Below are 23782 nucleotides of genomic sequence, written 5' to 3'. Positions count from 1 at the left end.
GACAACGGAGCAAGGGACTTGTCACCTAAGAGACAGCTAATCTGCCCATCCTTTGTTACACTCTTTGCATACCCCATAAAGAGGTACCACGATGTCAGATTTTCCAGCCAGTCTATTGATCCTTAATGGCAAAGGAGCCAACAACCCTGAACTTCGCGAGGCGGTTGAACTGCTGCGCGGTGAAGGCGTTGAAATCCACGTCCGCGTGACGTGGGAAAAAGGCGATGCCGTGCGTTATGTAGAAGAAGCGCTCACGCTTAACGTGGCGACGGTTATTGCGGGCGGCGGTGACGGTACCATCAACGAAATTGCCACCGCATTAATTCAGTGTGAAAGCACCCAGGTTCCGGCGCTCGGTATTCTTCCGCTGGGTACGGCGAACGATTTCGCCACCAGCGTGAATATTCCTGAAGATTTTACCAATGCCCTGAAACTGGCGATTGCCGGGCGTGATGTCCCGGTTGATATTGCCCAGGTCAATAAAAAAACCTGCTTTATCAATATGGCAACAGGTGGCTTCGGTACGCGCATCACCACCGAAACCCCAGAAAAACTCAAAGCGGCCTTAGGCGGCGTGTCTTATCTGATTCACGGCTTAATGCGCATGGATACGCTAAAACCAGACCGTTGCGAAATTCATGGTGAGAACTTTAACTGGCAAGGCGACGCGCTGGTAATCGGTATCGGCAACGGCCGCCAGGCGGGCGGTGGGCAGCAACTTTGCCCGGAGGCATTGATTGACGATGGCCTACTACACCTGCGAATTTTCACCGGTGAAGAGCTGCTGCCCGCGTTGTTTAATACCCTCGCCAGCAGCGATAAAACAGAGAATCTGGTGGACAGCGTGTCGCCGTGGTTTGAGGTCACCGCAGAGCATGAGATGACCTTTAATCTCGACGGCGAACCGCTGAGTGGTAAAACCTTCCGCATGGAAATTTTACCGGCGGCACTGCGTTGTCGCCTGCCGCCGGACTGTCCGTTACTGCGTTAGCGCATCGCGCGTTTTAAGATACGTTCAGACTGACGTTTGAAATCCGTCGCCGCTTCGGTGACGGATTTTTTCCCGTAGTCGATGGACTGTAATGCGCTATCAAATTCCTGCACCAGCTGTGGATCTTCCAGATACGGCGACACCGACAATTTCGTTGGCAGCGCCAGCGCCTGTTTAATCCCGGCCACCGATGGATCCTTGTCGTTAATCACTCCCGCTGCCGTCAACGTTTCCACCGCACTTTTACTTAACGGTACGCCGCGCTCCAGCCCCAGCAGCGTCACGCCTTCTTTGCTGTTCAGCAGGAAGTTAATCAGTTTCGCCGCCGCTTGTGGGTTTTTGGTCGTTTTACCAATCGAGAACATCATCGACGGCTTCATAAATAGGCCAGCATCGGTCGCACCCGGTAACATAGGATAGTCACCTAACACCAGCTTCGCTGGCGGTTTAAGGTTATCGGAGTATTTGGTCACGGCAGTGTTCCACATATAGACGCCGCCCCACTCGCCTTCGATCCATGGTTTCATTTCATACATATTGCCCTTGCCGAAAGAGGCGTAGTACTTCATATCCGGGATCACGTGGTTGCTGACCAGATCTTTATACAGCTGGAAAAACTCCACCCACTGCGCGTCGTTGTAGGTGAATTTCTTCGTTTTTTCGTCGATAGCCGGAATGTTGTATTTCTGCACCATATACGAGTTGAGTAACGCCAGCACGCCGAGGCTTTCTGGGGCAACCGGATAATACTGCTTGCCCAGTTTGCTCTCGAAAGTCTTGCCAGCGGTCATCAGTTCGTCCCAGTTCTTCGGGTAGCTCAGGCCCGCTTTTTCCCAGGTTTTATCATTGAAGTAGAAAATACGTGCGGTCATCGCGACCGGAATGCCGTTGAGTTTGCCCTTGACCGTTACCGGTTGCAGATCTTTGCCGGTAAAGTTATCCAACCCAATCTCTTCTTTGACCTGATTGAGGTCATAAAAACCGTTACCGTCCTTGGAAAATAGCGTCAGCCAGTTCCAGTTGGTTTGCATGACGTCCGGTTCGGTACCACCCGCCAGTTGCGTGGTCAGGCGCGAGGTGTGTCCGTCCCAGCCGGTGTATTCGGCTTTGACGCTGATATCGGGATATTGTTGATGGAAGGCTTCCAGCGCTTTTAGCGTCACCTGATGGCGGCCATTGCCACCCCACCAGGACATGCGCAGATCGGTGGATTCAGCCGCTATCGCGGAAGCAGTACAGGCAGAAAGCACTAACGGTAGGGCAATGCGGAATGATGTTTTATGCATTTTTTATTATTCCCAAAGGCAAATTGGTAGGGTAGTCCGGCCAAGCACAACGGCGCCGCGAGGAAGCTCCGTGCCAGACCCGGGGTCGGCGTAAACGCCTCGCCCGGGCTACAGGTTGGTAGCCCGGCCAAGCGCAGCGCCGCCGGGGATTAATACGCGGCCACCTCCCGCGCCATTTCTCGGGTGTACTGACGGCTGGCGTTGACCAACATCTGCGTATACGCCGTTTGCGCTTCGCCGTTCACCAGCGCATCCACCGTCAGGGTTTCAAGAATTTTGCCGTATTGCATTACCGCCACCTTTTGGCATAAATGGGCAATCACGCCCAGATCGTGCGTCACCATCAGGTAGGTCAGATTCGATTCTTTTTGCAGTTCCGCCAGCAGGTTTAAAATCTCCGCCTGCACCGACACATCCAGCGCCGAGGTTGGCTCATCAAGCAACAGCACCTGCGGCTCAAGAATCAGCGCGCGGGCAATCGCCACACGTTGACGCTGGCCGCCGGAGAGCTGGTGCGGATAACGATCGCGAAACGCACGACTCAACCCCACCCTGTCCAACAGATTGTTGATACGCCGATCGCGCTCGCCAATGCCGTGAATCTGTAGCGGTTCCTCGAGAATATCGCCAATAGTGTGGCGCGGGTGCAGCGAACCATACGGGTCCTGAAACACCATTTGCACTTTCCGGCAGCGCTCACGGCTAATCTCATGGTTCAACCGCTGGCCGTTAATCGCCAGTTCGCCGCCCCAGTGGTTAAACAGCCCAGCCAGGCACTTCAGCACCGTCGTTTTGCCAGAGCCCGACTCTCCAACCAGACCGTAAATATCACCCGGCTGAACATGAAAGTTCACATCAAATAATACCTGGTTGCGCTTGTCGCCTTCGCCAAAAACCAGATTCAGGTTTTTCACTTCAATCATCGTACGCTCCTTAGTCCGTCAGCCAACAGGCCTGACGTTGCAGCACCGGCAGTACCGGGCGGCGATGTTGCATATCCGGCAGTGCGCTAATCAGCCCCTGCGTATACGGATGCTGCGCATTTTCGAGGTCGCAGGCGGCGATAGACTCCACCACCCGCCCGGCGTACATCACCAGTACGCGGTCACAGAAACTGCGCACCAGGTTGATGTCGTGACTGATAAAAATCAGCCCCAGACCGCGTGATTTCACCAAGTCGTCCAGCAGCCCCAGTACCTGCAAACGTACCGACACGTCCAGTGCTGAAGTAGGTTCATCGGCAATCACCAGCTCCGGGTCGGTTATCAGCATCATAGCAATCATGATGCGCTGCCCCTGACCGCCGGAAATTTCATGCGGATAAAGGTTGTAAACGCGTTCAGGGTCGCGAATGCGCACCACGTCCAACATCTCCATGGCTTTGGCTTTTGCCTCGGTTTTGTAGCCCGGATGGTGGGTGAGCCAGGCCTCAGCAATCTGGTCACCAACCCGCACGACCGGATTAAGCGAGTATTTCGGGTCCTGCATAATCATCGAAATACGTTTGCCGCGAATGGCGCGCATCTGCGCTTCGCTAGCGTTTAGCAGATCGATGTCGCCAAACTGCATGCAGCTTGCGCCAATACGCGCTTTTTTCGGGTGCAGGTGCAGCAGCGCCCGTCCGACGGTGGATTTCCCGGAGCCGGATTCGCCAACAATCGCCAGCTTTTCACGCCCCAACTGGAAGGAGACGCCGCGGACCGCATGGGTCACCGCGTCACCGTTAACGAAATCAACGCTCAGGTCACGCACGTCGAGCAAAGGTGCGGCGTTATTCACTGCGAGGATCGAGGATGTCACGTAGGCCATCTCCTAAGAAGTTAAACGCCAGACTGTTGATTAAAATCGCCAGCCCCGGAATGGTAACAACCCACCAGCATTCCATCATGTAAGTACGGCCGCTGGAGATCATGGCACCCCACTCGGGATCCGGCGGCTGAGCGCCCAGGCCAAGGAAGCCCAGACCGGCGGCGGTCAGGATGATCCCCGCCATGTTCATGGTGATACGGATGATGACCGACGGCAGGCACAGCGGCACAATGTGACGCCACAGGACACGGGCCGGTGATGCACCTTGTAAGCGCACGGCTGAGATAAAATCGGCCTGACGCAGAGACAGCGTTTCAGCACGTGCCAGACGCGCAATCGGCGGCCAAGCAGTTAAGGTGATCGCGATAACCACATGCTCAAGACCCGGGCCTAAGGCGGCGACAAACGCCAGCGCCAGCACCAGGCTTGGGAAGGAGATGAAGATATCGGTGACGCGCATCAGCACCATGTCGACCTTGCCGCCAAAATAACCGGCGCACACGCCGAGCAGCAGCCCCAGCGGGCCGACGGTGACCGACACCAGCAGCACGATGTACAGCGTAATGCGCGAGCCGTATACCAGACGGCTGAAGATATCGCGGCCAAACTCATCGGTGCCGAACCAATGCTGTGCATTTGGCGCGGTGAGCGCGTTATTTAAGTCCTGCACTAGCGGCTTGTAGGGTGCAATCCACGGCGCGAAAATCGCCACCACGATCAGCACGAAGATAATGCCCCCGCCGATCGCAGTCAGCGGGTTACGCGCCATCTTGCCGATAAAACCACCCGCTCGCGAGAAGGTGCGCAGCAGACGCTGACGGCCTTCGCCAGCGCCGCCCGTCAGCGATGTATCCAGAGAAACCGTCATGATTTTGTCCTCGGATCGAAGAATTGATATAGCATGTCGGAGAGCAGGTTCAGCATCACGAAGATGACCCCCACCAGCAGCACGCAGCCCATCACCGCATTCATATCCCCCAGCAGCAGACTGCCGGTGAGATAGGAGCCGAAGCCCGGCCAGGAGAAGACGGTTTCAATCAGTACCGCCCCTTCCAGCAGAGAACCATAGGCCAGCGCCACCACCGTCAACAGCTGCACCAGAATGTTACGGAAAGCGTGATTCCAGATAACCTGACGTTCGGTTAAGCCTTTCACGCGCGCCGTAATAATGAACTCCTGCGACAACTGCGCCAGCATAAAGCTGCGGGTCATACGGCTGATGTAGGCCAGCGAGTGGAAACCCAACAGCGCAGCCGGTAAAATCAGGTGGTTAATCGCGTTCCAGAACACTTCACTGTTGCCCGCCAGCAGCGCATCGACGGTCATCAACCCGGTACGACGCGGCACAATGCCGTCGAGCCCCAGGTCTACGCGCCCTGCACCGCCGACCCACCCGAGCCAGGCGTAAAACACCAGAAGTCCCATCATCCCCACCCAGAATATCGGCGTGGAATAACCGGCAAGGCTGATAATACGCACCACGTAATCGGAGATGCTGTTACGGCGAGCCGCCGCCAGCACGCCCAGTGGAATACCCAGACCCGCACCGACGATAATCGCCATCGTTGCCAGTTCCATGGTCGCCGGGAAGACGCGGATAATGTCGTCGGTTACCGGTTTACCGGTCAGCAACGCATTGCCCAAATCACCGTGCAGTAGGTTGACAAAGTAGATACCAAACTGGGTCATCAACGACTGGTCAAAGCCCAACTGGTGATACACCTGTTGATAGGTACTCTGGTCCGCGTCCGGGCCAACAATGGCCAGCACCGGGTCGATTGGCATCACGCGACCGATAAAGAAGGTCAGCAGCAGCAGGCCAAACAGCGTAATCGCTACCTGCATCAGCCGTTTTGAAAAGCGCCGGGTACGAGAGCCGGGCGCAAGAATTGCCGTACTCATCCTTTATCTCCTTCGCTGACTTTGTAGACTTCACGCAGGAATGTGGTCGCCGATGGGTGCGGTTGGTAGTCTTTGACTTCATTGCGCACCACCACCGAATCCACCATCTGCGAGACTGGGATCATCGCTGGGATCAGCAGGTCATATCGGGTCTGGATTTGCTGATAATCGGTAATCTGTTTTTGCGGTGAGCGTTCCAGCAGCGCGCCATCGATCATGTCATTAAGCTGCTTGTCATAAAAACCGGTACGCCAGCCCTGGAAGTTGGTCAGCCTGGCCGCATCGCTGTTGTCCGGGTTGTAGACCAGCGCACGCAGGCTGGAGTGCGGATGCGGTTCCATCCCGCTACCGCCGCGCCCCACCAGCATGTCGAATTTACGTTCACGCATCGCGCCGTAAATCTGGTTGCCGGTGCCGGTGATGATTTTGGCGTTAATGCCCGCCTGCATCAGCGTCGACTGCACGGCAATGGCAATATTGAGGAACGGCTGGTCAGAGAGCACGCGCAGCGTGGTATCAAAGCCGTCGGGATAACCGGCTTCCGCCAGCAGTTTTTTCGCGCGCGCAAGATCAAAGGTGTAACCCGGATCCGGCAGCGTTGACGGCATTCCTGCCTTAATAGGACGCTGATGCAAAACGCCGTAACCCGGCATTAGTGCTTTATTGATGCCCTGATAATCAATCAGGTAGCGCACTGCTTCACGCACTTTCGGGTTAGCGAAATGCGCCTCTTTCATGCTCATCGACACGTAATACATGGTGCCGCGCTGTACCGCATCGACGGTAAGCTGAGGGTCTTTTCGTAGGGCGTTGATGTCAGAAACCGCCATATTGTTGGCGATATCCAGATCACCCTTTTCAATCATCAGACGCAGGGTCTGCGACTCCTGGAAGTGACGCAGCACCACGCGGCTCATTTTCGGCTCGCCGCGCCAATACTCTGGGTTACGCTTCATACGCAGCACGTCTTTCGCCTGCCACGTTTCGAGCATAAACGGCCCGGACCCAGCTTCGTGAGTCGTCAGCCAGTGGTTGCCCCAGTCTTTGTCTTTTTCATGACTTTGTACGGTTTTGCTATCGAGCACACCAAGGTTACCCAGCGCCCCCAGTGAGTAAATCACCAGCTGCGGGTCGTTATCTTTCGGCAGGACAATCTGCACGGTGTAATCATCCAGGGCAGTGACCTGTTTATCGACGTTCTTCTTACTAAAGCCGTAGGATTTCCACACCGAGGCCTGCGCCAGGTTGAGGTGCAGAATACGGCGCATCGACCACACCACATCGGCGGCGGTCAGCGGGTTGCCGGAGTGAAACTTGACGTTGCCTTGCAGATGGAAGGTCAGGGTTTTGCCGTCTGGACTGATATCCCAGGATTTGGCGAGTGCCGGTTTAACGTTGGTGAGTTGTGAAGGATCCAGCTCCACCAGCGAATCATAGAGATTGACGACAATCCCCACCACTTCGTTACCGGTCATCGCTGCCGGGTCGAGGGTGAGTAGGTTATTCATGTTCATGCCGATAATGAGCTGATCGGGCGGCGTTTTCGCCATCGCCGCCCCGCTCCCCATCGACATGCTGAGCGCGAGCAAACACGCTCCCAGTAAGGAGGATTTTTTCATGTCTATATTTGCCTGTACTGTAGGGTACATTTGCCGGATGGCGCTTCGCTTATCCGGCATTTATTATGTGTCAGTCGTGGCTGACGGTATTGGCTTCGATATAGTCAAAATTGATGTCTTCGCCCAATCCCGGACGCTGTGACAAATGCACAAACCCGTCGGCATCCATCGGGTCGATAATGCTGTTGAGGTATGCGGCTGGCTGGTCGTAGTCGAGGAACGGATGCAGCAGGCCACGCTCGTACCAGCGACAGTTACGAATCGCGCCTACTGCCGCCAGGCTTGCCGCGCCGTTGCCGTGAACTTCGCAGTCCATGCCAAACGACTCTGCTAGCGCGGCGACCTTCATGGTTGGCCCAATGCCGCCCACGCCGTTTGCGCCCGCGCGTAGAATGTCACACGCACCAGCTTTCACCCAGTCCGCGCGGCTGTGGTGCTTGCCGCCAAAGCTTTCCGGCCCAATGATGGGAATGGACAGGTTTTCCGCAAGCCAGGCGTAGGACGACATGCTGTCTTCTTCCATCGGCTCTTCAAACCAGGCGAAATTGAGTTTTTCCAGCTCTTTACCAATCCACAGCGCTTCAGTACGGCTGTACCAGTGATAGCCGTCAATCATCAGGTCGATATCTGGGCCCACCGCTTCACGTACGGCGGCGCAAGCTTTGATATCCATTTTTGGGTTTGGCGCAAATGAGACCGGCGGCATCCAGGTATGCAATTTAATGGCTTTATAGCCGCGTGCCACCAGCGTTTCAGAGAATGCTGCATATTCTTCCGGCGTCGATAAGCCGCCTTTTAAATCATCGCCACACATGGTGCTGCCGTAAGCGGGGACTTTGTCGCGATAGCCACCGAGCAGCTTATAGACCGGAACATTGAGCTTACGCCCAATCAGATCCCACAACGCCTGTTCAACGAACGACAGCGCGCGTTCAGTCAGTTGATGTGCGCTGCCACGCTGCCAGTGCACCAGATCCTGCCAGATACGTTCGCGGTCAAACGGGTCCTGGCCCACCAGCACTTTGCGAAAGAAAGTGTTCACCACAAACGGACGCACAATTTCCGGTGGTGCAAAGGAGTAGCCCTTGCTGCCGTCGTCTGCGGTAATCGTCAGCATCGCCATTTTGGCCATGCTTTCAGGCCCTGGATGAGAGTGTCCTGCGCTATCGGAGACACGGCGCGTAGGATGCTGGAAGACGGTGACATTTACAGATTCAATTTTCATTATGTGTCCTTAGTACAACATTCGAAATGGCGCTTTCTGCACCACAATCCTGTGTCCAACACCGCTGTGATAAAACGGTTTTAGGGAATTGAAAAGGCGTTTCATGACTAATCTAAGCACAAAATAGCATCGCTTCCACGGACAAACTCCGCTAAGACTGGTCTGTTTTTTGTGCATGCGCACAACAAGGCGTGATGGTTTTCACAAAAGGGGGATGAAGTGTGAGGAGGATCGGCCCCCCTTCCCGGACGGGAAAGGAGGCTAAAAATTATGCGAAGGTGATTTTGGTATCGAGATAGACGTCTTGAACGGCATTAATCAGTTCAACGCCGTCGGCCATCGATTTTTTAAACGCTTTGCGGCCAAGAATCAGCCCCATCCCGCCCGCACGTTTGTTGATTACCGCAGTGCGCACCGCATCGGCCAGATCGGTTTCACCACCTGCCGCGCCGCCGGAGTTAATCAGCCCTGCGCGCCCCATGTAGCAATTCGCCAGCTGGTAACGCACCAGGTCAATCGGGTTATCGGTGGTCAGTTTGGTGTACACGCGGTCATCGGTATAGCCAAAGTTAACCGCCTTATAGCCACCGTTATTTTCCGCCATTTTCTGCTTCACGATATCGGCACCGATGGTCGCCGCCAGATGGTTAGCCTGTCCGGTCAAATCGGCAGAAACATGGTAATCCACGCCGTCTTTCTTAAACGCCGGGTTACGCAGATAGGCCCACAGTACGGTGACCAGACCTAATTCGTGCGCACGCTCAAAGGCGGCAGAAATCTCTTCAATCTGACGTCGCGACTCTTCCGAGCCGAAATAGATAGTGGCACCCACGGCGACCGCACCCATATTGAATGCCTGCTCGACGCTGGCGTACAGCGTCTGGTCGTATTGTGTCGGGTAGCTTAGGGTTTCGTTGTGGTTAAGTTTAACGAGGAACGGAATGCGGTGCGCGTAACGGCGGGAAACGGAGGCCAGTACGCCATAGGTAGAGGCAACACAGTTACAGCCCGCCTCAATCGCCAGTTCGACAATGTTCTTTGGATCAAAATAGAGTGGGTTTGCCGCAAACGAGGCCCCAGCGGAATGCTCAACGCCCTGGTCCACCGGTAAAATAGACAAGTAGCCGGTGCCGCCCAAACGCCCGTGATTATAAAGGGTCTGCATGTTTCGTAGCACGGCAGGCGGACGGTTGTTGTCCACCATTACCCTGTCAACGTAATCATGGCCGGGCAAATAGAGTTGGTCGGCCGGAATGGTCATACAACGATGCTGTAAAAGGCTGTCGGCGTCTTTGCCAAGCAACTGCGCAATATCAGTCATAGTGATGCTCCCGTAAGCGCCGACATCATGTCGGCTGGATATCCTGCTCAATTTTTTGAGCAGGTTAAGCTTGGTACCGGGGGCAAGGAATGTCCAACTTTTGGCTGATTTTAAGCACAGCCCACTGGCACGTGTCCGTGCCAGTTACCACCATTCATGGAAGTGGTGCACCGGGCCGATACCTTCGCCGACTTCCAGCGAATCAGCCTGCGCCAATGCCCGCGAGAGCCAGGCTTTAGCGAGTGGGACCGTCTCTTGCCAGCTGTTATGCCGTGGCCTTAATGCTGCCAGCGCCGCCGATAGCGTGCAGCCTGTACCGTGGGTATTTTTAGTGACTACCCGCGGCGCGGTAAAGCGTATTTCACCCTCCGCGGTAAACAGCCAGTCCGGGCTTTCGGCATCGTCGAGATGTCCGCCCTTCATCAGCACCGCTTCACAGCCCAGCGCCCGCAGCGCTCGCCCCTGTTCGAGCATTTCGCGTTCATTACAGGCATGAGGCGCATCCAGCAACGCTGCGGCTTCCGGCAGATTTGGCGTAATCAACGACACGCGTGGCAACAGGTGTTGCCGCAAGGTTTCTACCGCCGATGTGGAGAGTAGCGGGTCACCACTTTTCGCCAGCATTACCGTGTCCAGAACCACATTCTGAATACCATAACGCTGGAGCCTTTCGGCAACCGCCTCCACAATATCCGTCTCCGCCAGCATGCCGATTTTAGTGGTATCAATACGAACATCGCTAAACACGGAATCCAGTTGGGCGGCAACAAAATCGGGTTCTATACGATAGACCGATTGCACGCCTCGCGTATTCTGCGCCACTAGCGCGGTGATTACCGAGCAGCCATAGGCGCCCAGCGCGGAGAAGGTTTTGAGGTCAGCCTGAATGCCCGCGCCGCCGCTAGGATCGGTTCCGGCGATGGTCAATGCGTTAATCCGTTTCATGCGCTCACCTCGCCTTTCATCGCGTACAGCGCATCAAGGAAAGCGGGTACAAAACTCCCCGGCCCACGACCGTGAGCGGCCTGTTGTCCGGCGAATTTCATCAGCGCGCAAGCTCCAGCGACTTTTTCGAGACGGTCGCCCGGTAAGGCACAACTCGCGGAGACCACGGCAGACAATGCACAGCCCGTGCCCACCACACGCGTCATCAGCGGATCCCCACCTTGTACCGCCAGCGTCCGCTGCCCGTCGGTGATGTAATCCACCTCGCCGGTCACCGCCACAATCGCCCCACTCACTCGTGCCAGCGACTGTGCTGCTGGAAGGGCTTCCGCAGCGGTATCGGTGGTATCCACCCCGCGTCCACCGGCACTGACGCCCGCCAGCGCCATAATCTCAGAGGCATTGCCGCGAATGGCCGCCGGGTGAAGTTTCAGCAGGTCGAGACAGAATTCGTGGCGCAGAGTCAATGCCCCTACCGCGACCGGATCAAGCGTCCATGGCGTATTGGCACGATTAGCGCTCTCAACCGCCGCCCGCATCGCCTGCGCACGCGACTGGGTTAACGTACCGACGTTAATTAACAGCGCGCTGGCAATAGCAGAAAACTGCGCGGCTTCACTGGCATCAATCACCATCGCAGGGGATGCGCCGAGCGCCAGCAGAACATTTGCGGTAAAGGTTTGTACGACGTCGTTAGTCATACAGTGAACAAGAGGGGCGTGTTGATGAAGGAGATGTACAGTGCGCATTGTCTGCGCGGGGCTTAGCAGGTCGGCTTGCATGGTTTGCTCCTGCCATAACGCGAAGAAGCAAGACCCGTCGGTCTCTGACTTCCCTACGCTGGCATTATCCAGATCAGGTGGTACGGGTATTTCTCAGCCTTCACAAAGAAGGGCACCCCGAGTCAAATCACTTTAAAAACAAATAGTTAAATTAGAACAATTTGTTGATAGTTAGTGTAACCGGGGCTATGGGCACGGTGCAAGAATTTTCAATTTATCATAGCGTGTGTCGCGACAGATAAAGGCTAATCACGTCATGGATGACCTCAATACCTTTCACAATCTCATCTGTTATATGTTCTTTATACTGATTTATCTGAATTATTTATTATTCATTCCGCTAAAATTAACGTTAATTATTTTCTGACAAAAACCAGATGAAAGTGGTTAGCTTTATCTCCCCTTCTTGCTTTCTTTAAAATTTAGTTTCACCGTTGTTAAAAAATATCAGCCATTCTCGAAATACTGACAACATCGCTGTTTTAGATCATTTTATATATTTTCAACAACAGCTGCGTAACATATCCAATATTGGCTTTCACCCTATAAAGAAAGTTCTTTCACTCGAAACAATAAGCCCTATTTTCATAAGATGCATTTCATATACCACTTCATGAGTAACAACCACTATCTCATTGTAAATAATAAAATTAATGGCAAATATCAACTTTTAGCCACTTTAACATTTATTGCTATTTGTGATTTGGATCAATATCATCAAGTTGTCCCGAAATGACAGTTAATTCATAAAAATAAAAAATATCAATTCGGAAAGTGACCATCATTGACTGACTTAAAGATCACTATTTCATCGTTACACAAATAAAACTTAGCGTCCTAATACTTAGGTTTCAAAAAATAATTTATCCAGATTTTTAATATTCATTACGAGAGAAAAAATATGAAATGCTCAATTATCGCTGTCATTGTGATGACGGCTTCTATCTCTGCTCACGCCGGTTATACTTACGGTGGTTTAACTTCGCCAACCGCATCTAATTATGCGTTTGGTCGTGCATATACCGATGCGAAGAATAATCAATCTCCGCCAGCAAACAGTACTACCGTTAGCCGCTCTGATTTATCCTCTAAAGTTGCGAGTTCTGTAGGCTCTGTTGTGGGTACTTCACCAAACATGCACAACAACACTGCAACCGTTAATAATAATGATTTGTCGGTAATGACTCCAACTTATTGATAGTGTTTTATGTTCAGATAATGCCCGATGACTTTGTCATGCAGCTCCACCGATTTTGAGAACGACAGCGACTTCCGTCCCAGCCGTGCCAGGTGCTGCCTCAGATTCAGGTTATGCCGCTCAATTCGCTGCGTATATCGCTTGCTGATTATGTGCAGCTTTCCCTTCAGGCGGGATTCATACAGCGGCCAGCCATCCGTCATCCATATCACCACGTCAAAGGGTGACAGCAGGCTCATAAGACGCCCCAGCGTCGCCATAGTGCGTTCACCGAATACGTGCGCAACAACCGTCTTCCGGAGCCTGTCATACGCGTAAAACAGCCAGCGCTGGCGCGATTTAGCCCCGACGTATCCCCACTGTTCGTCCATTTCCGCGCAGACGATGACGTCACTGCCCGGCTGTATGCGCGAGGTTACCGACTGCGGCCTGAGTTTTTTAAATGGCGGAAAATCGTGTTGAGGCCAACGCCCATAATGCGGGCAGTTGCCCGGCATCCAACGCCATTCATGGCCATATCAATGATTTTCTGGTGCGTACCGGGTTGAGAAGCGGTGTAAGTGAACTGCAGTTGCCATGTTTTACGGCAGTGAGAGCAGAGATAGCGCTGATGTCCGGCGGTGCTTTTGCCGTTACGCACCACCCCGTCAGTAGCTGAACAGGAGGGACAGCTGATAGAAACAGAAGCCACTGGAGCACCTCAAAAACACCATCATACACTAAATCAGTAAGTTGGCAGCATCACCTGATTTGTCTAACACAACATCAGGTAGCGCACCGGGTAATGTTGTTGGCTCGGTTACTACAACTGTTAACCATAATAACCTTTCAACTTCCCCAGTGGCGGGCTCAACGGGTGTCGTAGGTACGGCTACAACGGCTTACCATAGCGCGAATACTGTCGCTGCTGATAATACTGCTGCGCAAGCACAAGCTAGCCTCACGGCGGCTAAAATGGCAAGTTCTGCCGCGGCGGTAGGTAAAGCACCTAATACCATGGATCAGGGCATTAAGAATGACCCTACTGGTAAACCTGTTAGCCAAATATCAGGGGTGAAACAAAATCCTACTGGTACTCCCGTATCAATGGTTGCGGGGACTAAGCAAAACCCTACGGGTAATAGCATTAATGTCGCGGCGAGCTCAATGAAACCGTCAACACCTGTTAGTGTCACCACTAATGGCATCACTGTTCACACAACCGCAGGTGCTATCGCGACGACTAACCCGGATGCGCAGATCAGCACAAACTTTACCAGTGCCTTTAATTACAACCAGCCAAAAGGCGGTAACAGTCACGATAAAAGTAATTCACACGCCAACGGTCATAACGGGCGCGGCGCCGAGAATGCGCATTCGCACGCGTTTGGCGGCCATGGTTACGGACATGATAACTCGCACTCTGAAGGTTTTGGCGGACATTCACATTTCCACTAGAAACGAATTTATTATACCGATACCAGGAATGTATAAAGAGAATTAGATTTCATCTCTACCCTCTCTCCTGATTAATGATGCTATGACAAAATTAATAATTGCTTCCGCAATGGTTTCTTTGTGTCTTGTAGTAACTGGTATATTTATTAGTGTTAAATATAACAACACCACTTTAAATATGGCAGGTTATTGTGATGAATAATAATTATAGAGTTGATAATGAAAACTAAGACGTTAATGATGATAGCGATTGTAGTATGTTCTATTTCACTTACAGGCTGTAACCTTGAAAAACAGTATCTTGATGAGTGTGAAGCTAACGGCGTTGACCGTACCGCTTGTTTTGAGCAGTATCATGCTGATAACCGCGCTAGCGCCGATCGCTATCAGACCTATACTGAAAATAACCGTAAACTCAATGCTAAAAAGCACTCACATCATAACTAAGGCTGAACGATGAAAAATAAAATAGCGGTATTAGCAGTACTGGTAGCATCCGTGGTCACTGTACCGGCTCACGCGATAAGCGCGAGCTATCGTGCTCAGCTTGAGCGCTCAGGATGCACACAAGTCACTGAAGCTGATGGTTCTTGCGATGTGCATAAAACCAAAGCCCAAAATGCCAAAGGAAAAACGTTTGCTGCTGACGCAGAGCATGTTTTGAATAAACCGATTTCGACCAGCGCTGAATATCTTCTCTCTAAAGGATGGCTACCGAATAACGGTTTATGGAAGAAACAGGGCTATACGCTTTCTCTTGAAGTAAAGGATGAGACGGTAGTCAATACCCAACTATCGAAAGGCTAATAATAAAAAGGCGGCTTAATTGTCGCCTTTTACATCAGCAGGAAGTTCGCCACATTATTGTTGAAGATATAAACACCCCCTATCTTATTACCAATTAGTCGTTGTTATTTCGCGGTCCTTTGCCATTTTTGGCAAAATACATCGCATTATCGGCATATTCGAGAAGCTGACGCTCGTCTTGACCGTGTTGCGGATAACGAGCAATGCCAATACTCGGTACAATGTGCAAATGATGCCCTTGCAGAATAAAAGCTGAGTTAAATGCCTCATCAATTTTTTGCATCGCCACAACCGTATAGTCAGAAACCTGGCTCCCCTGAATCAGCACCACGAATTCATCACCGCCGATGCGCGCAACGGTATCCGATTCACGTACGCATAACTTCAAACGTACGGCAGTTTCTTGCAGCAGTAAATCACCAATCCCATGACCTAGCGTGTCGTTAACCTGTTTAAACTTATCGAGATCGATATACAACAAAGACAGATGACCCTGTTGTTGATGTGCGGTAGCCAGTGAAGTTTTCAGACGGTCATACAATAAGTTCCGGTTTGGCAGATCGGTCAGTTGATCATACTGCGCCATATGCTGCAACCGAGCCTGCATCTGCTGACGCTCAATGACGGTCGCGATTTGGGTCGAGACAAACTGCAGTAACTCCTGATCCTGTTCGGTGTAGCACACACCGCCGGGGTAGCTTTTGACCATCAGCACGCCGATAGTACCTTTATGTGACTTTAGCGGTACACCAAGCCAGCAAAATGGGTTCATACCAAATGAGATATGTAACTCCTCCAGACGGGCATCCATCGTTTCAGGCGTGAGCAGTAGCGGTTGACCGGTATGGATTACTTCTGAGTAAAACGTCCCTGCCATTAAGGTAAAAGGAGCTGGGGTCTCCTGAAACTCATCAACATGATAAGGGAAACTCAGTTGGGCAGTTGTATCGTCATACAGCGTGACCGAAAAGTTATCGGCAGGAAGCAGCGTACCGACGATCTCATGAATGCGCTGGAATAACTTGAGCAAGTCTTCTGCGGTATGTGCCGCTTCAGAAATAGAATAGAGTGCCGACTGTAGCGATTCGGCGCGTTTACGTTCGGTGATGTCACGCGCAACGCCAATCCGCAATTGATCGGCTTGCGACCAACGGGCAGACCACATGATATTGACGACCTGACCATTCTTGTGGACGTAGCGATTCTCAAAATGAAACTGAGGACGCCCCGCCATGACTTCCACCACCGAGTTTCGGGTTAACTCTCGATCTTCGGGCAGCATCATGTCAAACATGTTCTTACCGATTATCTCGTTGGGTGTGTAACCAAAAATCCGTTCGCAGGATGCGCTCGCATAAACGATATTGGCTTGGGCATCGACCGCAAAGACAGCGTCCAGCATGAGATCGATAAAACTACTCAACGATGCGTGAGGATTCGATTCCATAGAGAATTTTAAGGCCTGAATATGAGAGTGATGACGACTACATTTACGATAAAGACTCGTCGCCCGTTGACACTACACCATGACGTTCCGCACTTGTGGTTAAAGATAATACGAGTTCGGGCTAATATACAATGAAAAAGAGTCACTTGACGGGACGACAGGCGTCACCTCATCCCCGGTTTACGTTCGATAGACAGGCAACACAGAAAGTATGCCCTCCACCGTTTAAAAGACACAGAAATACACCAAATTCATTAATAAATTTAATGACACACAACTCAGCACCTCACCAGAAAAAATCACACTTTATTCATAATATGCAGTTAATACTGAAAGTAATCACAATTTATTCACGTCAGACCTCTTTAGCCATTCGTGCTAAATGTGATTTTGATCAAGGTTTATAGAATCACATTCCTTGATAGTTCACCGCCGTTATCTTTCCCATTATTAAATTGAATTCAATGCTGGCTGAAGTTATGTCAGCGTAAGAAAATATATCTGGTTAAGTTTAATTCCAGTGAAAGTTGTTAATAACTCAACACACTTTCATTGCGATTTAACTGTTATTGAGAATAAAAATGAAATCTGTAAAAACAACTTTGGTTTTTGGCATTGTCTTTTTTGGTTCAATGAGCATCGGTAATACTGCAACCATTGATGCTAAAGATGTACAACTTTCCTCTGGCTGGGATGTAGAAACGGTATTCAATCAGACGTTTGCACAAATCCGCGATTTGGATACTTCCAGGGCAGATCAAAGCTCTGAAATCTACCATCTGCAAATGGGTAACTTATTACGTGACGACGCCATTCAACAAGCGGAGAAAAAGGGGACAACAGCCTTGCTAGGCGTTGCCCAAAATGGTTCCGACATTATCAAATTGCAACAAGATCAAGATACCCAAAATCAGGTCATTAGCGGTGTTGATAAAGAAGCGAAACTAGCTGGTGCTCTTGCCGACACCGCGGACAAGAAAGCAGATGCTAATTCCCAACTAATTGGCGGCAATACAAAAAATATCAATGAAAACAGAAAGGCACTCTCATCAAAAGTTGAAAATACCACTTTCAAAACCGATCAAGATCGCCAGGATGCAGACATCACCAACGTTCAAACACAAGCTAAAGATAATAGCGGTAAATTAGCTAACCACGAATCACGCATTACTCGCTTAGAGAGTCAAAATAATGCTCGCTTCTCGTCCGTTGAAAGGCAGCAAAATGAAGACCGTAAAGAATACCGCGCAGGTATTGCAGGCGTGGGGGCAATCGCGGGGTTACATTATGTTGATACCGATAATGCTGTCGCGGTAGGGGCTGCGAACTTTAAAGATGCACAAGGTTATGCAATGGGCTACCGCCACAAGTTCTCTGAGAATATTGCAGCGACCATGTCTGCTTCCGGCACATCTAACGGTGACGAAGTTATGGCGGCCTCTGCCTCAATCGGATGGTAGAAATCAGGGATTGGGTGACACGTTAAGACATCAATCTGCGATAACCGATTCCAATAGTCATTATTGACTATTTCGCGGATGTTATTAAAACATTTAAAATTAGTAATAAAGAATCAAGGATGATATTTCAACTGAAATTTTTCATTAAAAAGTTAAGGTAACTAATAGACCGCCGATGATAAAACTCATTATTGCTTATGCCATCGTCTCAATTGCGCTGGTCGCGACAGGTATTTTTAGCGTTATTATTTATAACGACACTATATCCATAGTCTCCAGCAACTGTGAATAACAATATTATTCGCAGTGGCGGAATTGAGCTGTTGTTTTGCAACAGCCATAATGAGATTTTATCGTTCGTGTTTATAGATAAGTTCAATAATAAATAAGGTTAATGATGAAAGCAAAACTGATGGTGTTAGCAACGCTAATTAGCGTAACGTTTCTTGCTGGCTGCACTTCCCCAGCGCAGCGCATGGCAGCATGCGAAGCACAAGGCATCTCTAAAGACACATGCTATTTATCCGAGCAAAATCGGCAACAGGGTATAAATAACGCATCACTTGCGGCGGCCTATGCCAATGCCGCAAATGCCACCCAACACGCTCAGGCAGCGCATATCTCTGACCCGATGCGTGAGGCAACGTTATCGTCTAACGTCTTAAAGGCCACGCTATCGAACGGTTTCTTTGAAGCCACAATCAACGGTAAAAAAGCCACGGTGAAACGCGTCAATGCGAATTTCTATGAAATTCGCGGTGCGGGTTACATCATTTCCGTCAGCATGAATACTGAGGGTATTGAAGATGCTTCATGGAATAAAACCCACGGTCGCGATCATGGCATGCTGACCGTCACTCAGAAATAACCTTGTGGAAAAGGAGGCTTCACGCCTCCTTTTCCACAAACAGCGCCGCGAGCTATAAAAAATAGCGCTGCGATAATGTCATAAACTCCGCATAACTGGCGCACTGACTTAAAGCGTCGATGACATCGTCATCAAGAATTCTGCGTGATGCAGATGCGGAGAAATATCCCGGGCAATATTTTTTAACGCTGGGGCACAGTCGTCAAAACGATTGCCCTGCAGCCAGTTTCCCCGCCGCACTCGCTCGGCGCTGACCCCGCAAAGCAGGGTAAAAAGATGAAATATGATAACGCCAGCACATTTGGGTTTCGCTAAGAGAGGAAAGGTCGCATCACCTTATAAGGTGCCTATCCCGACGCCAGGACAGCGTCGGGAATGCTCAGAGCACATCCCCCTCACGCAACCGCTTAAGCAGCAGCGTAAAACACGCTTCAATCATCGGCGGCAGCGCCTGCGCACCGCGCATCAGCGCCACGGTACGGGTAAGCGCGGGCTGTTGCAGTTGCGCTACACGTAAAACCGAGTCCTGCAAATGCGTAGTATAAAGCTGTGGCAAGAGCCCCACAGCTAATCGCGAACGCACCAGGCCATAAAGCGTTTCAACATAATCCACCTGATAGCGTGCATTGAGCGTCAACCGCTGGCTTTCCACCAGCGCGCTGACCAGACGCTGAATATTCCCTTTCGAGAATACCGCAATATCCCTTCCCGCCAGCAGTTTCCACGGCAAATGCGGCTGTCCGGCTAACGGATCGTCAACATGCAGCACCGCCACCAGCGGGTCTTCGCGCAATGGAAAAAGCTGGAGATCTTCCGGTAGCGAACTGTCGATAGCCCCCACGCCAAAATCAATCTGTCCGCATTGCAAATCGCGCGCCAGCGCATCGTTAGTACGATCATGAAACTCGACGCGCAGACGCGGAAACGCCTGGGCCAGCGCATTGGGTAGCAGCGGAAACAGCAGCGAACTGACCGATGGCACCAGCCCAATACGCACCGTGCCGTCGCCGCCCGCCTGCGCAATTTGCTGGATATCGCAAAAGGCCATTTGCGCCACGCTCAGTACCCGCTGGGCATGAGGCAAAATCGCCGCCCCCAGTTCGGTTAGCGTCACCGACGAGGCGGTACGGTTAACCAGCTTGCCGCCGATCACCGTTTCAATTTGTCGCAGCGCACTGCTCAGCGCCGGTTGGCTAATCGCCAGCCGATTGGCGGTGTCGGTAAAGTGACGCAGCTGCGCTAGCGTGACAAAATACTGCAATTGTTTAAGCGAGAGCGCAGGCAGTCGCTGCCAGGGTTCAGTCATGATGGGCTTCACTCGTGCCTTTCACCCAGAATAAGCCGAAGTTATCAGGTGATAAGTTTTTTCATCTGGGCAACCGTTTGCTCTGCCCCTAAAGTAGCGCACATTATCCCTGTGCCGGAGTTGTTATGTCCAGCAATGCTGAAACCCGCCGTCGTGCCGTCCAGGCTGCGCGCGGTGAAGTCCCGTTCGATCTACTGCTGACCGACGCCCGTATCGTTGATATGGCAACCGGTGAAATCCGTGATGCCGACGTGGGTATCGTGGGCGATATGATCGCCAGCGTGCACCCGCGCGGTAGCCGCCATGATGCGCTCGAGCACCATTCTCTGCCGGGCGTTTTTCTCACGCCAGGACTCATGGATACCCACGTTCACCTAGAAAGCTCACACCTGCCGCCTGAGCGCTACGCAGAAATCGTGCTGGCGCAGGGCACCACCGCCGTATTCTGGGATCCACATGAACTGGCTAACGTGCTGGGTGTGGCAGGCGTGCGCTACGCCATTGAAGCCAGCCGCCATCTACCGCTGCAGGTGATGGTTGCCGCGCCTTCCAGCGTGCCGTCGACGCCGGGACTGGAGATGTCCGGCGCAGATTTTGCCGGTGCCGAAATGGAGACCATGCTCGGCTGGCCGGAAGTTCGCGGCGTGGCAGAAGTAATGGATATGCACGGTGTGCTACACGGTAGCTGCCGGATGCAGGAAATCGTGCAGGCCGGGCTAAACAGCGGCAAGTTGATTGAAGGCCACGCCCGTGGTCTGAGCGGCGCCGACCTGCAAGCCTATCTCGCCGCTGGCGTGACCTCCGATCACGAATTGACCTCCGCCGATGATGCGCTGGAAAAACTGCGTGCCGGGCTGACCCTAGAAATTCGCGGCTCGCATCCTTACCTGTTGCCGGATATCGTCAAGGCGCTGAAAACGTTGCCGCACCTCTCCTCACAAATTACCGTCTGCACCGATGACGTACCGCCAGACATGCTGCTGGAAAAAGGCGGCATTATCGCCCTGCTCAACCTGCTGATTGAGCATGGTCTGCCAGCCACCGATGTGCTGCGCTTCGCCACGCTAAACGCGGCTATTCGTCTTCAACGTCACGATCTGGGGCTGATTGCCGCCGGACGTCGCGCTGATCTTGTGGTTTTTGATTCGCTGGACAAACTTCAGGCACGCGCCGTGTATGTCGCTGGCAAACAAATTGCCCGCGACGGCAAGTTGCTCGAACCGATTGCTGCAGCCAACGGCGTGACGCCACCGCGAGACACCCTGCGCCTGGAACCACTCAGTGCGGATGATTTCGCCCTGCGGGTGGGCGACATTCATCATGGCGTCGCCCGTCTGCGCCATATTCACGGCGCTCGCTTTACCCAATGGGGTGAAGTAGACGTGCAGATCCGTCATGGCAAGGTACAAATTCCTGACGGTTTCAGCTTGATCTGGGTGAAACATCGCCACGGTCGTCATGGGGCCAAACCGCAGATTGCGCTGCTGGAAGGCTGGGGTGAGCTGCGTGGCGCAATTGCCACCAGCTACTCGCACGACTCGCACAACCTGGTAGTACTGGGGCGCAACGCCGATGATATGGCGCAGGCTGCCAATCAGTTGATCGCCTCTGGCGGCGGCATGGCGCTGGCGCAACACGGCAAGATCCTCGCCCATGTGGCGATGCCGATCGCCGGGATGCTCTCCGACCAGCCCGCAGCAGAGCTTGCCGCCGCATTTCGTAACCTGCGCGATCTTAGCGCCGAAATCGCCGACTGGGAGCCACCATACCGGGTATTCAAAGCGATTGAAGGCACCTGCCTTGCCTGTAACGCCGGGCCGCATTTAACCGATTTAGGGCTGACCGACGGCACCACGCGACAGATTGTCGACCCGGTCATTTCGTCACAACACACAGCACAACAATAATCATGGGAGCGCCACACAATGGCCGATAATACCCTTCAATCTTCAACTTCCGGGAACTGGCTGGAACGCCGCTTTGCGCTCTATTCTCGCGGCAGCTCGCTACGCACCGAGTGTCTGGCGGGCGTCACCGGCTTTCTTGCTGCCGCCTATCTTTTAGTGGTCATTCCGGGCCTGTTGGCCGTGGGCGGAATGGATAAAGGTGCGGCAACCACCGGCACCATTCTGGTGTTTGTCGGCGGGACGCTGCTGATGGCATTTTACGCCAACCTGCCGTTTATTGTCGGCCCAGGCATCGGCGGTTCGGTGCTGGTCGGCGTGACGCTGGCGGGCAGCGAACACATCGGCTGGCCGATTGGCCTGGGGATTGCCTGCTGGTCGGGGATCCTCTTTTTCCTGCTGACCAAATTTGGCCTGCGTGAAGTCGTCACCCGTTCAGTGCCCCAGTCGATAAAGCTTGGGCTGACCGCATCCATCGGCTTGTTTGTCGCAGTACTCGGTTTTCGTAATGCCGGTCTGGTGCTGGCGAACGCCAAAACCAACTCGCTGATGCTGGGCGATTTTCTCACTCCAGGTGCGTTGGTCGCGCTATGCGGGCTGTTCCTCGCCATCGCCCTTCAGGCTCGTCGTATTCCGGGGGCGATTTTGTGGGCAATTTTATTCGCCACGCTGGTCGGCATTCCGGCGGGCGTGACCCGTTTGCCAAGCCATTTTATCGACGTGCCGCACTCGCTGACGCCGGTGCTGGGGCAGATTGATATGCTTGGCGCGCTCAACATCGCCTTTCTGCCGTTCCTGTTTGTCTTTTTTGCCTCTGAGTTTTTCTCCACCATGGGCACCACGCTGGCGGTCGGTGGTGAGGCCGGACTGCTGGATGAAGAAGGCAACATGCCTCATATCAATCGCCCGTTTATGGTCGACTCGATTGCGGCGGCCGCCGGGCCGTGGTTAGGTATTCCGGCGGCGACCGCGCTGATTGAATCGTCGGCAGCCGCTGAAGCCGGTGGTAAAACCGGCCTGACGGCGCTGGCGGCAGCGGTAATGTTCCTGCTGATGTTGCTGTTCACCCCGGTGGCGCTGATGATCCCGAAAGAAGCCACCGCGCCCGCGTTGATCCTGATTGGCCTGAATATGTTCAGTGGGCTGCGCAAGGTTGACCTTGCAAACTTCACCGACGGGCTGCCGGTATTGATGATGGTGATGATCACCCTTATCGCCAACAGTTTTGGCACCGGGATCGCCGGTGGGCTGCTGTTTTATGTGGTGATCAAAACCATCGCGGGGAAATGGCGCGAGATCCCGCTGGGGCTGTGGATCCTGGCCGTGCCGCTGGTCTATTACTTTGCCACGCTGGTGAGACACTAAGTCATCATATTTACGCAGCCCATCTGGCGGGCTGCATAAATATACAGCTGGACATTAGACACAGATTGTAATTATTTTAAAATCATGATGACGTCATTATAGTAAGCTAA

At 52.6% G+C, this 23782-nt stretch carries 22 protein-coding genes and 1 riboswitch; of the genes, 9 read left to right on the top strand and 13 right to left on the bottom strand.

The features are described from left to right. Nucleotides 1-91: 91 nt before the first annotated feature. Nucleotides 92-991, top strand: a complete 900-nt coding sequence (gene yegS, locus U0026_RS08365) for a lipid kinase YegS (RefSeq protein ID WP_062778694.1) — start codon at nt 92-94, stop codon at nt 989-991. Here yegS and U0026_RS08360 read toward each other — a convergent pair. The 10 genes from U0026_RS08360 to thiM all read right to left on the bottom strand — a co-directional run bounded on the left by U0026_RS08360 (nt 988) and on the right by thiM (nt 11880). Further along, a complete protein-coding gene (locus U0026_RS08360) occupies nt 988-2277 on the bottom strand; it encodes an ABC transporter substrate-binding protein (protein WP_062778696.1) in 1290 nt (429 codons plus the stop codon). The genes yegS and U0026_RS08360 overlap by 4 nt on opposite strands. 149 nt (nt 2278-2426) lie before the next feature. Continuing rightward, a complete protein-coding gene (locus tag U0026_RS08355) occupies nt 2427-3200 on the bottom strand; it encodes an ABC transporter ATP-binding protein (protein ID WP_062778698.1) in 774 nt (257 codons plus the stop codon). Between the two features lie 10 nt (nt 3201-3210). Beyond that, complete coding sequence (locus U0026_RS08350; protein ID WP_062778714.1) at nt 3211-4077, bottom strand: ABC transporter ATP-binding protein; 867 nt, start codon at nt 4075-4077, stop codon at nt 3211-3213. Then, a complete protein-coding gene (locus U0026_RS08345) occupies nt 4049-4954 on the bottom strand; it encodes an ABC transporter permease (RefSeq protein WP_062778700.1) in 906 nt (301 codons plus the stop codon). The genes U0026_RS08350 and U0026_RS08345 overlap by 29 nt, the downstream gene beginning before the upstream one ends. After that, nucleotides 4951-5988, bottom strand: coding sequence for an ABC transporter permease (locus tag U0026_RS08340; protein WP_062778702.1), 1038 nt, complete (start codon nt 5986-5988; stop codon nt 4951-4953). Before U0026_RS08340 ends, U0026_RS08345 begins: the two co-directional genes overlap by 4 nt. Next, nucleotides 5985-7607: an ABC transporter substrate-binding protein gene (locus U0026_RS08335; RefSeq protein ID WP_062778704.1), complete on the bottom strand. Its 1623-nt coding sequence runs from the start codon at nt 7605-7607 to the stop codon at nt 5985-5987. Before U0026_RS08335 ends, U0026_RS08340 begins: the two co-directional genes overlap by 4 nt. A 70-nt stretch (nt 7608-7677) precedes the next feature. Further along, nucleotides 7678-8832 carry a mandelate racemase family protein gene (locus U0026_RS08330; protein WP_062778706.1) on the bottom strand — a complete coding sequence of 385 codons (1155 nt, stop codon included), beginning with the start codon at nt 8830-8832 and terminating at the stop codon, nt 7678-7680. A 268-nt stretch (nt 8833-9100) separates the two neighbouring features. Beyond that, nucleotides 9101-10153: a class I fructose-bisphosphate aldolase gene (gene fbaB, locus U0026_RS08325; RefSeq protein WP_062778707.1), complete on the bottom strand. Its 1053-nt coding sequence runs from the start codon at nt 10151-10153 to the stop codon at nt 9101-9103. Nucleotides 10154-10297: 144 nt separating this feature from the next. Continuing rightward, entirely contained in the window at nt 10298-11098 is an 801-nt protein-coding gene (gene thiD / locus U0026_RS08320) for a bifunctional hydroxymethylpyrimidine kinase/phosphomethylpyrimidine kinase (protein ID WP_062778709.1), read from the bottom strand. Further along, a complete protein-coding gene (gene thiM / locus U0026_RS08315; protein WP_062778710.1) occupies nt 11095-11880 on the bottom strand; it encodes a hydroxyethylthiazole kinase in 786 nt (261 codons plus the stop codon). The genes thiD and thiM overlap by 4 nt, the downstream gene beginning before the upstream one ends. A gap of 33 nt (nt 11881-11913) precedes the next feature. Further along, a riboswitch (TPP riboswitch) is annotated at nt 11914-12010 on the bottom strand. Between the two features lie 771 nt (nt 12011-12781). Here thiM and U0026_RS08310 point away from each other — a divergent pair. Further along, nucleotides 12782-13078, top strand: a complete 297-nt coding sequence (locus U0026_RS08310) for a hypothetical protein (protein ID WP_126440676.1) — start codon at nt 12782-12784, stop codon at nt 13076-13078. Here U0026_RS08310 and U0026_RS08305 read toward each other — a convergent pair. Continuing rightward, a protein-coding gene (locus U0026_RS08305) for an IS1-like element IS1B family transposase (protein ID WP_241973917.1) occupies nt 13072-13769 on the bottom strand; the annotation gives its coding sequence in 2 pieces (ribosomal slippage) (nt 13072-13520 and nt 13520-13769; 699 coding nt in all). The two genes, U0026_RS08310 and U0026_RS08305, sit on opposite strands and share 7 nt — an antisense overlap. Before the next feature lie 263 nt (nt 13770-14032). Between U0026_RS08305 and U0026_RS08300 the strand changes: the two genes are divergently transcribed. From U0026_RS08300 to U0026_RS08290, 3 genes are all read left to right on the top strand, one after another. Then, a complete protein-coding gene (locus tag U0026_RS08300; protein ID WP_126440674.1) occupies nt 14033-14515 on the top strand; it encodes a hypothetical protein in 483 nt (160 codons plus the stop codon). A 219-nt stretch (nt 14516-14734) separates the two neighbouring features. Then, nucleotides 14735-14962 (top strand): hypothetical protein, encoded by a 228-nt coding sequence (locus U0026_RS08295; protein ID WP_062779455.1) that lies wholly within the window; start codon nt 14735-14737, stop codon nt 14960-14962. Nucleotides 14963-14971: 9 nt separating this feature from the next. Further along, a complete protein-coding gene (locus U0026_RS08290; RefSeq protein WP_062779457.1) occupies nt 14972-15322 on the top strand; it encodes a hypothetical protein in 351 nt (116 codons plus the stop codon). A 94-nt stretch (nt 15323-15416) separates the two neighbouring features. Here the strand turns inward: U0026_RS08290 and U0026_RS08285 are convergent, their stop codons facing one another. After that, nucleotides 15417-16769, bottom strand: coding sequence for a sensor domain-containing protein (locus tag U0026_RS08285; RefSeq protein ID WP_062779459.1), 1353 nt, complete (start codon nt 16767-16769; stop codon nt 15417-15419). A gap of 581 nt (nt 16770-17350) precedes the next feature. On the opposite strand from U0026_RS08285, the gene U0026_RS08280 reads away from it, so the two are divergent. Further along, nucleotides 17351-18229: a YadA C-terminal domain-containing protein gene (locus U0026_RS08280; RefSeq protein WP_062779461.1), complete on the top strand. Its 879-nt coding sequence runs from the start codon at nt 17351-17353 to the stop codon at nt 18227-18229. 397 nt (nt 18230-18626) lie between these two features. Next, complete coding sequence (locus U0026_RS08275; RefSeq protein ID WP_062779463.1) at nt 18627-19097, top strand: hypothetical protein; 471 nt, start codon at nt 18627-18629, stop codon at nt 19095-19097. Nucleotides 19098-19476: 379 nt separating this feature from the next. Here the strand turns inward: U0026_RS08275 and U0026_RS08270 are convergent, their stop codons facing one another. After that, the gene (locus tag U0026_RS08270) at nt 19477-20403 is read right to left on the bottom strand and encodes a LysR family transcriptional regulator (RefSeq protein WP_062779465.1); all 927 of its coding nucleotides are present in this window, start codon (nt 20401-20403) and stop codon (nt 19477-19479) included. 125 nt (nt 20404-20528) lie between these two features. Between U0026_RS08270 and U0026_RS08265 the strand changes: the two genes are divergently transcribed. Together U0026_RS08265 and U0026_RS08260 are read left to right on the top strand one after the other, a co-directional pair. Continuing rightward, the gene (locus U0026_RS08265; RefSeq protein WP_062779467.1) at nt 20529-22310 is read left to right on the top strand and encodes an adenine deaminase; all 1782 of its coding nucleotides are present in this window, start codon (nt 20529-20531) and stop codon (nt 22308-22310) included. An 18-nt stretch (nt 22311-22328) separates the two neighbouring features. After that, nucleotides 22329-23672 (top strand): NCS2 family permease, encoded by a 1344-nt coding sequence (locus tag U0026_RS08260; protein WP_062779469.1) that lies wholly within the window; start codon nt 22329-22331, stop codon nt 23670-23672. Nucleotides 23673-23782: the final 110 nt, after the last annotated feature.

It is taken from the genome of Kluyvera intermedia (genome assembly GCF_034424175.1).
In the GTDB taxonomy this organism is placed as follows: Bacteria; Pseudomonadota; Gammaproteobacteria; order Enterobacterales; family Enterobacteriaceae; genus Kluyvera; species Kluyvera intermedia.
The sequence above is the reverse complement of the archived record's forward strand: the minus strand, read 5'-3'. Positions and strand labels throughout refer to the sequence as shown.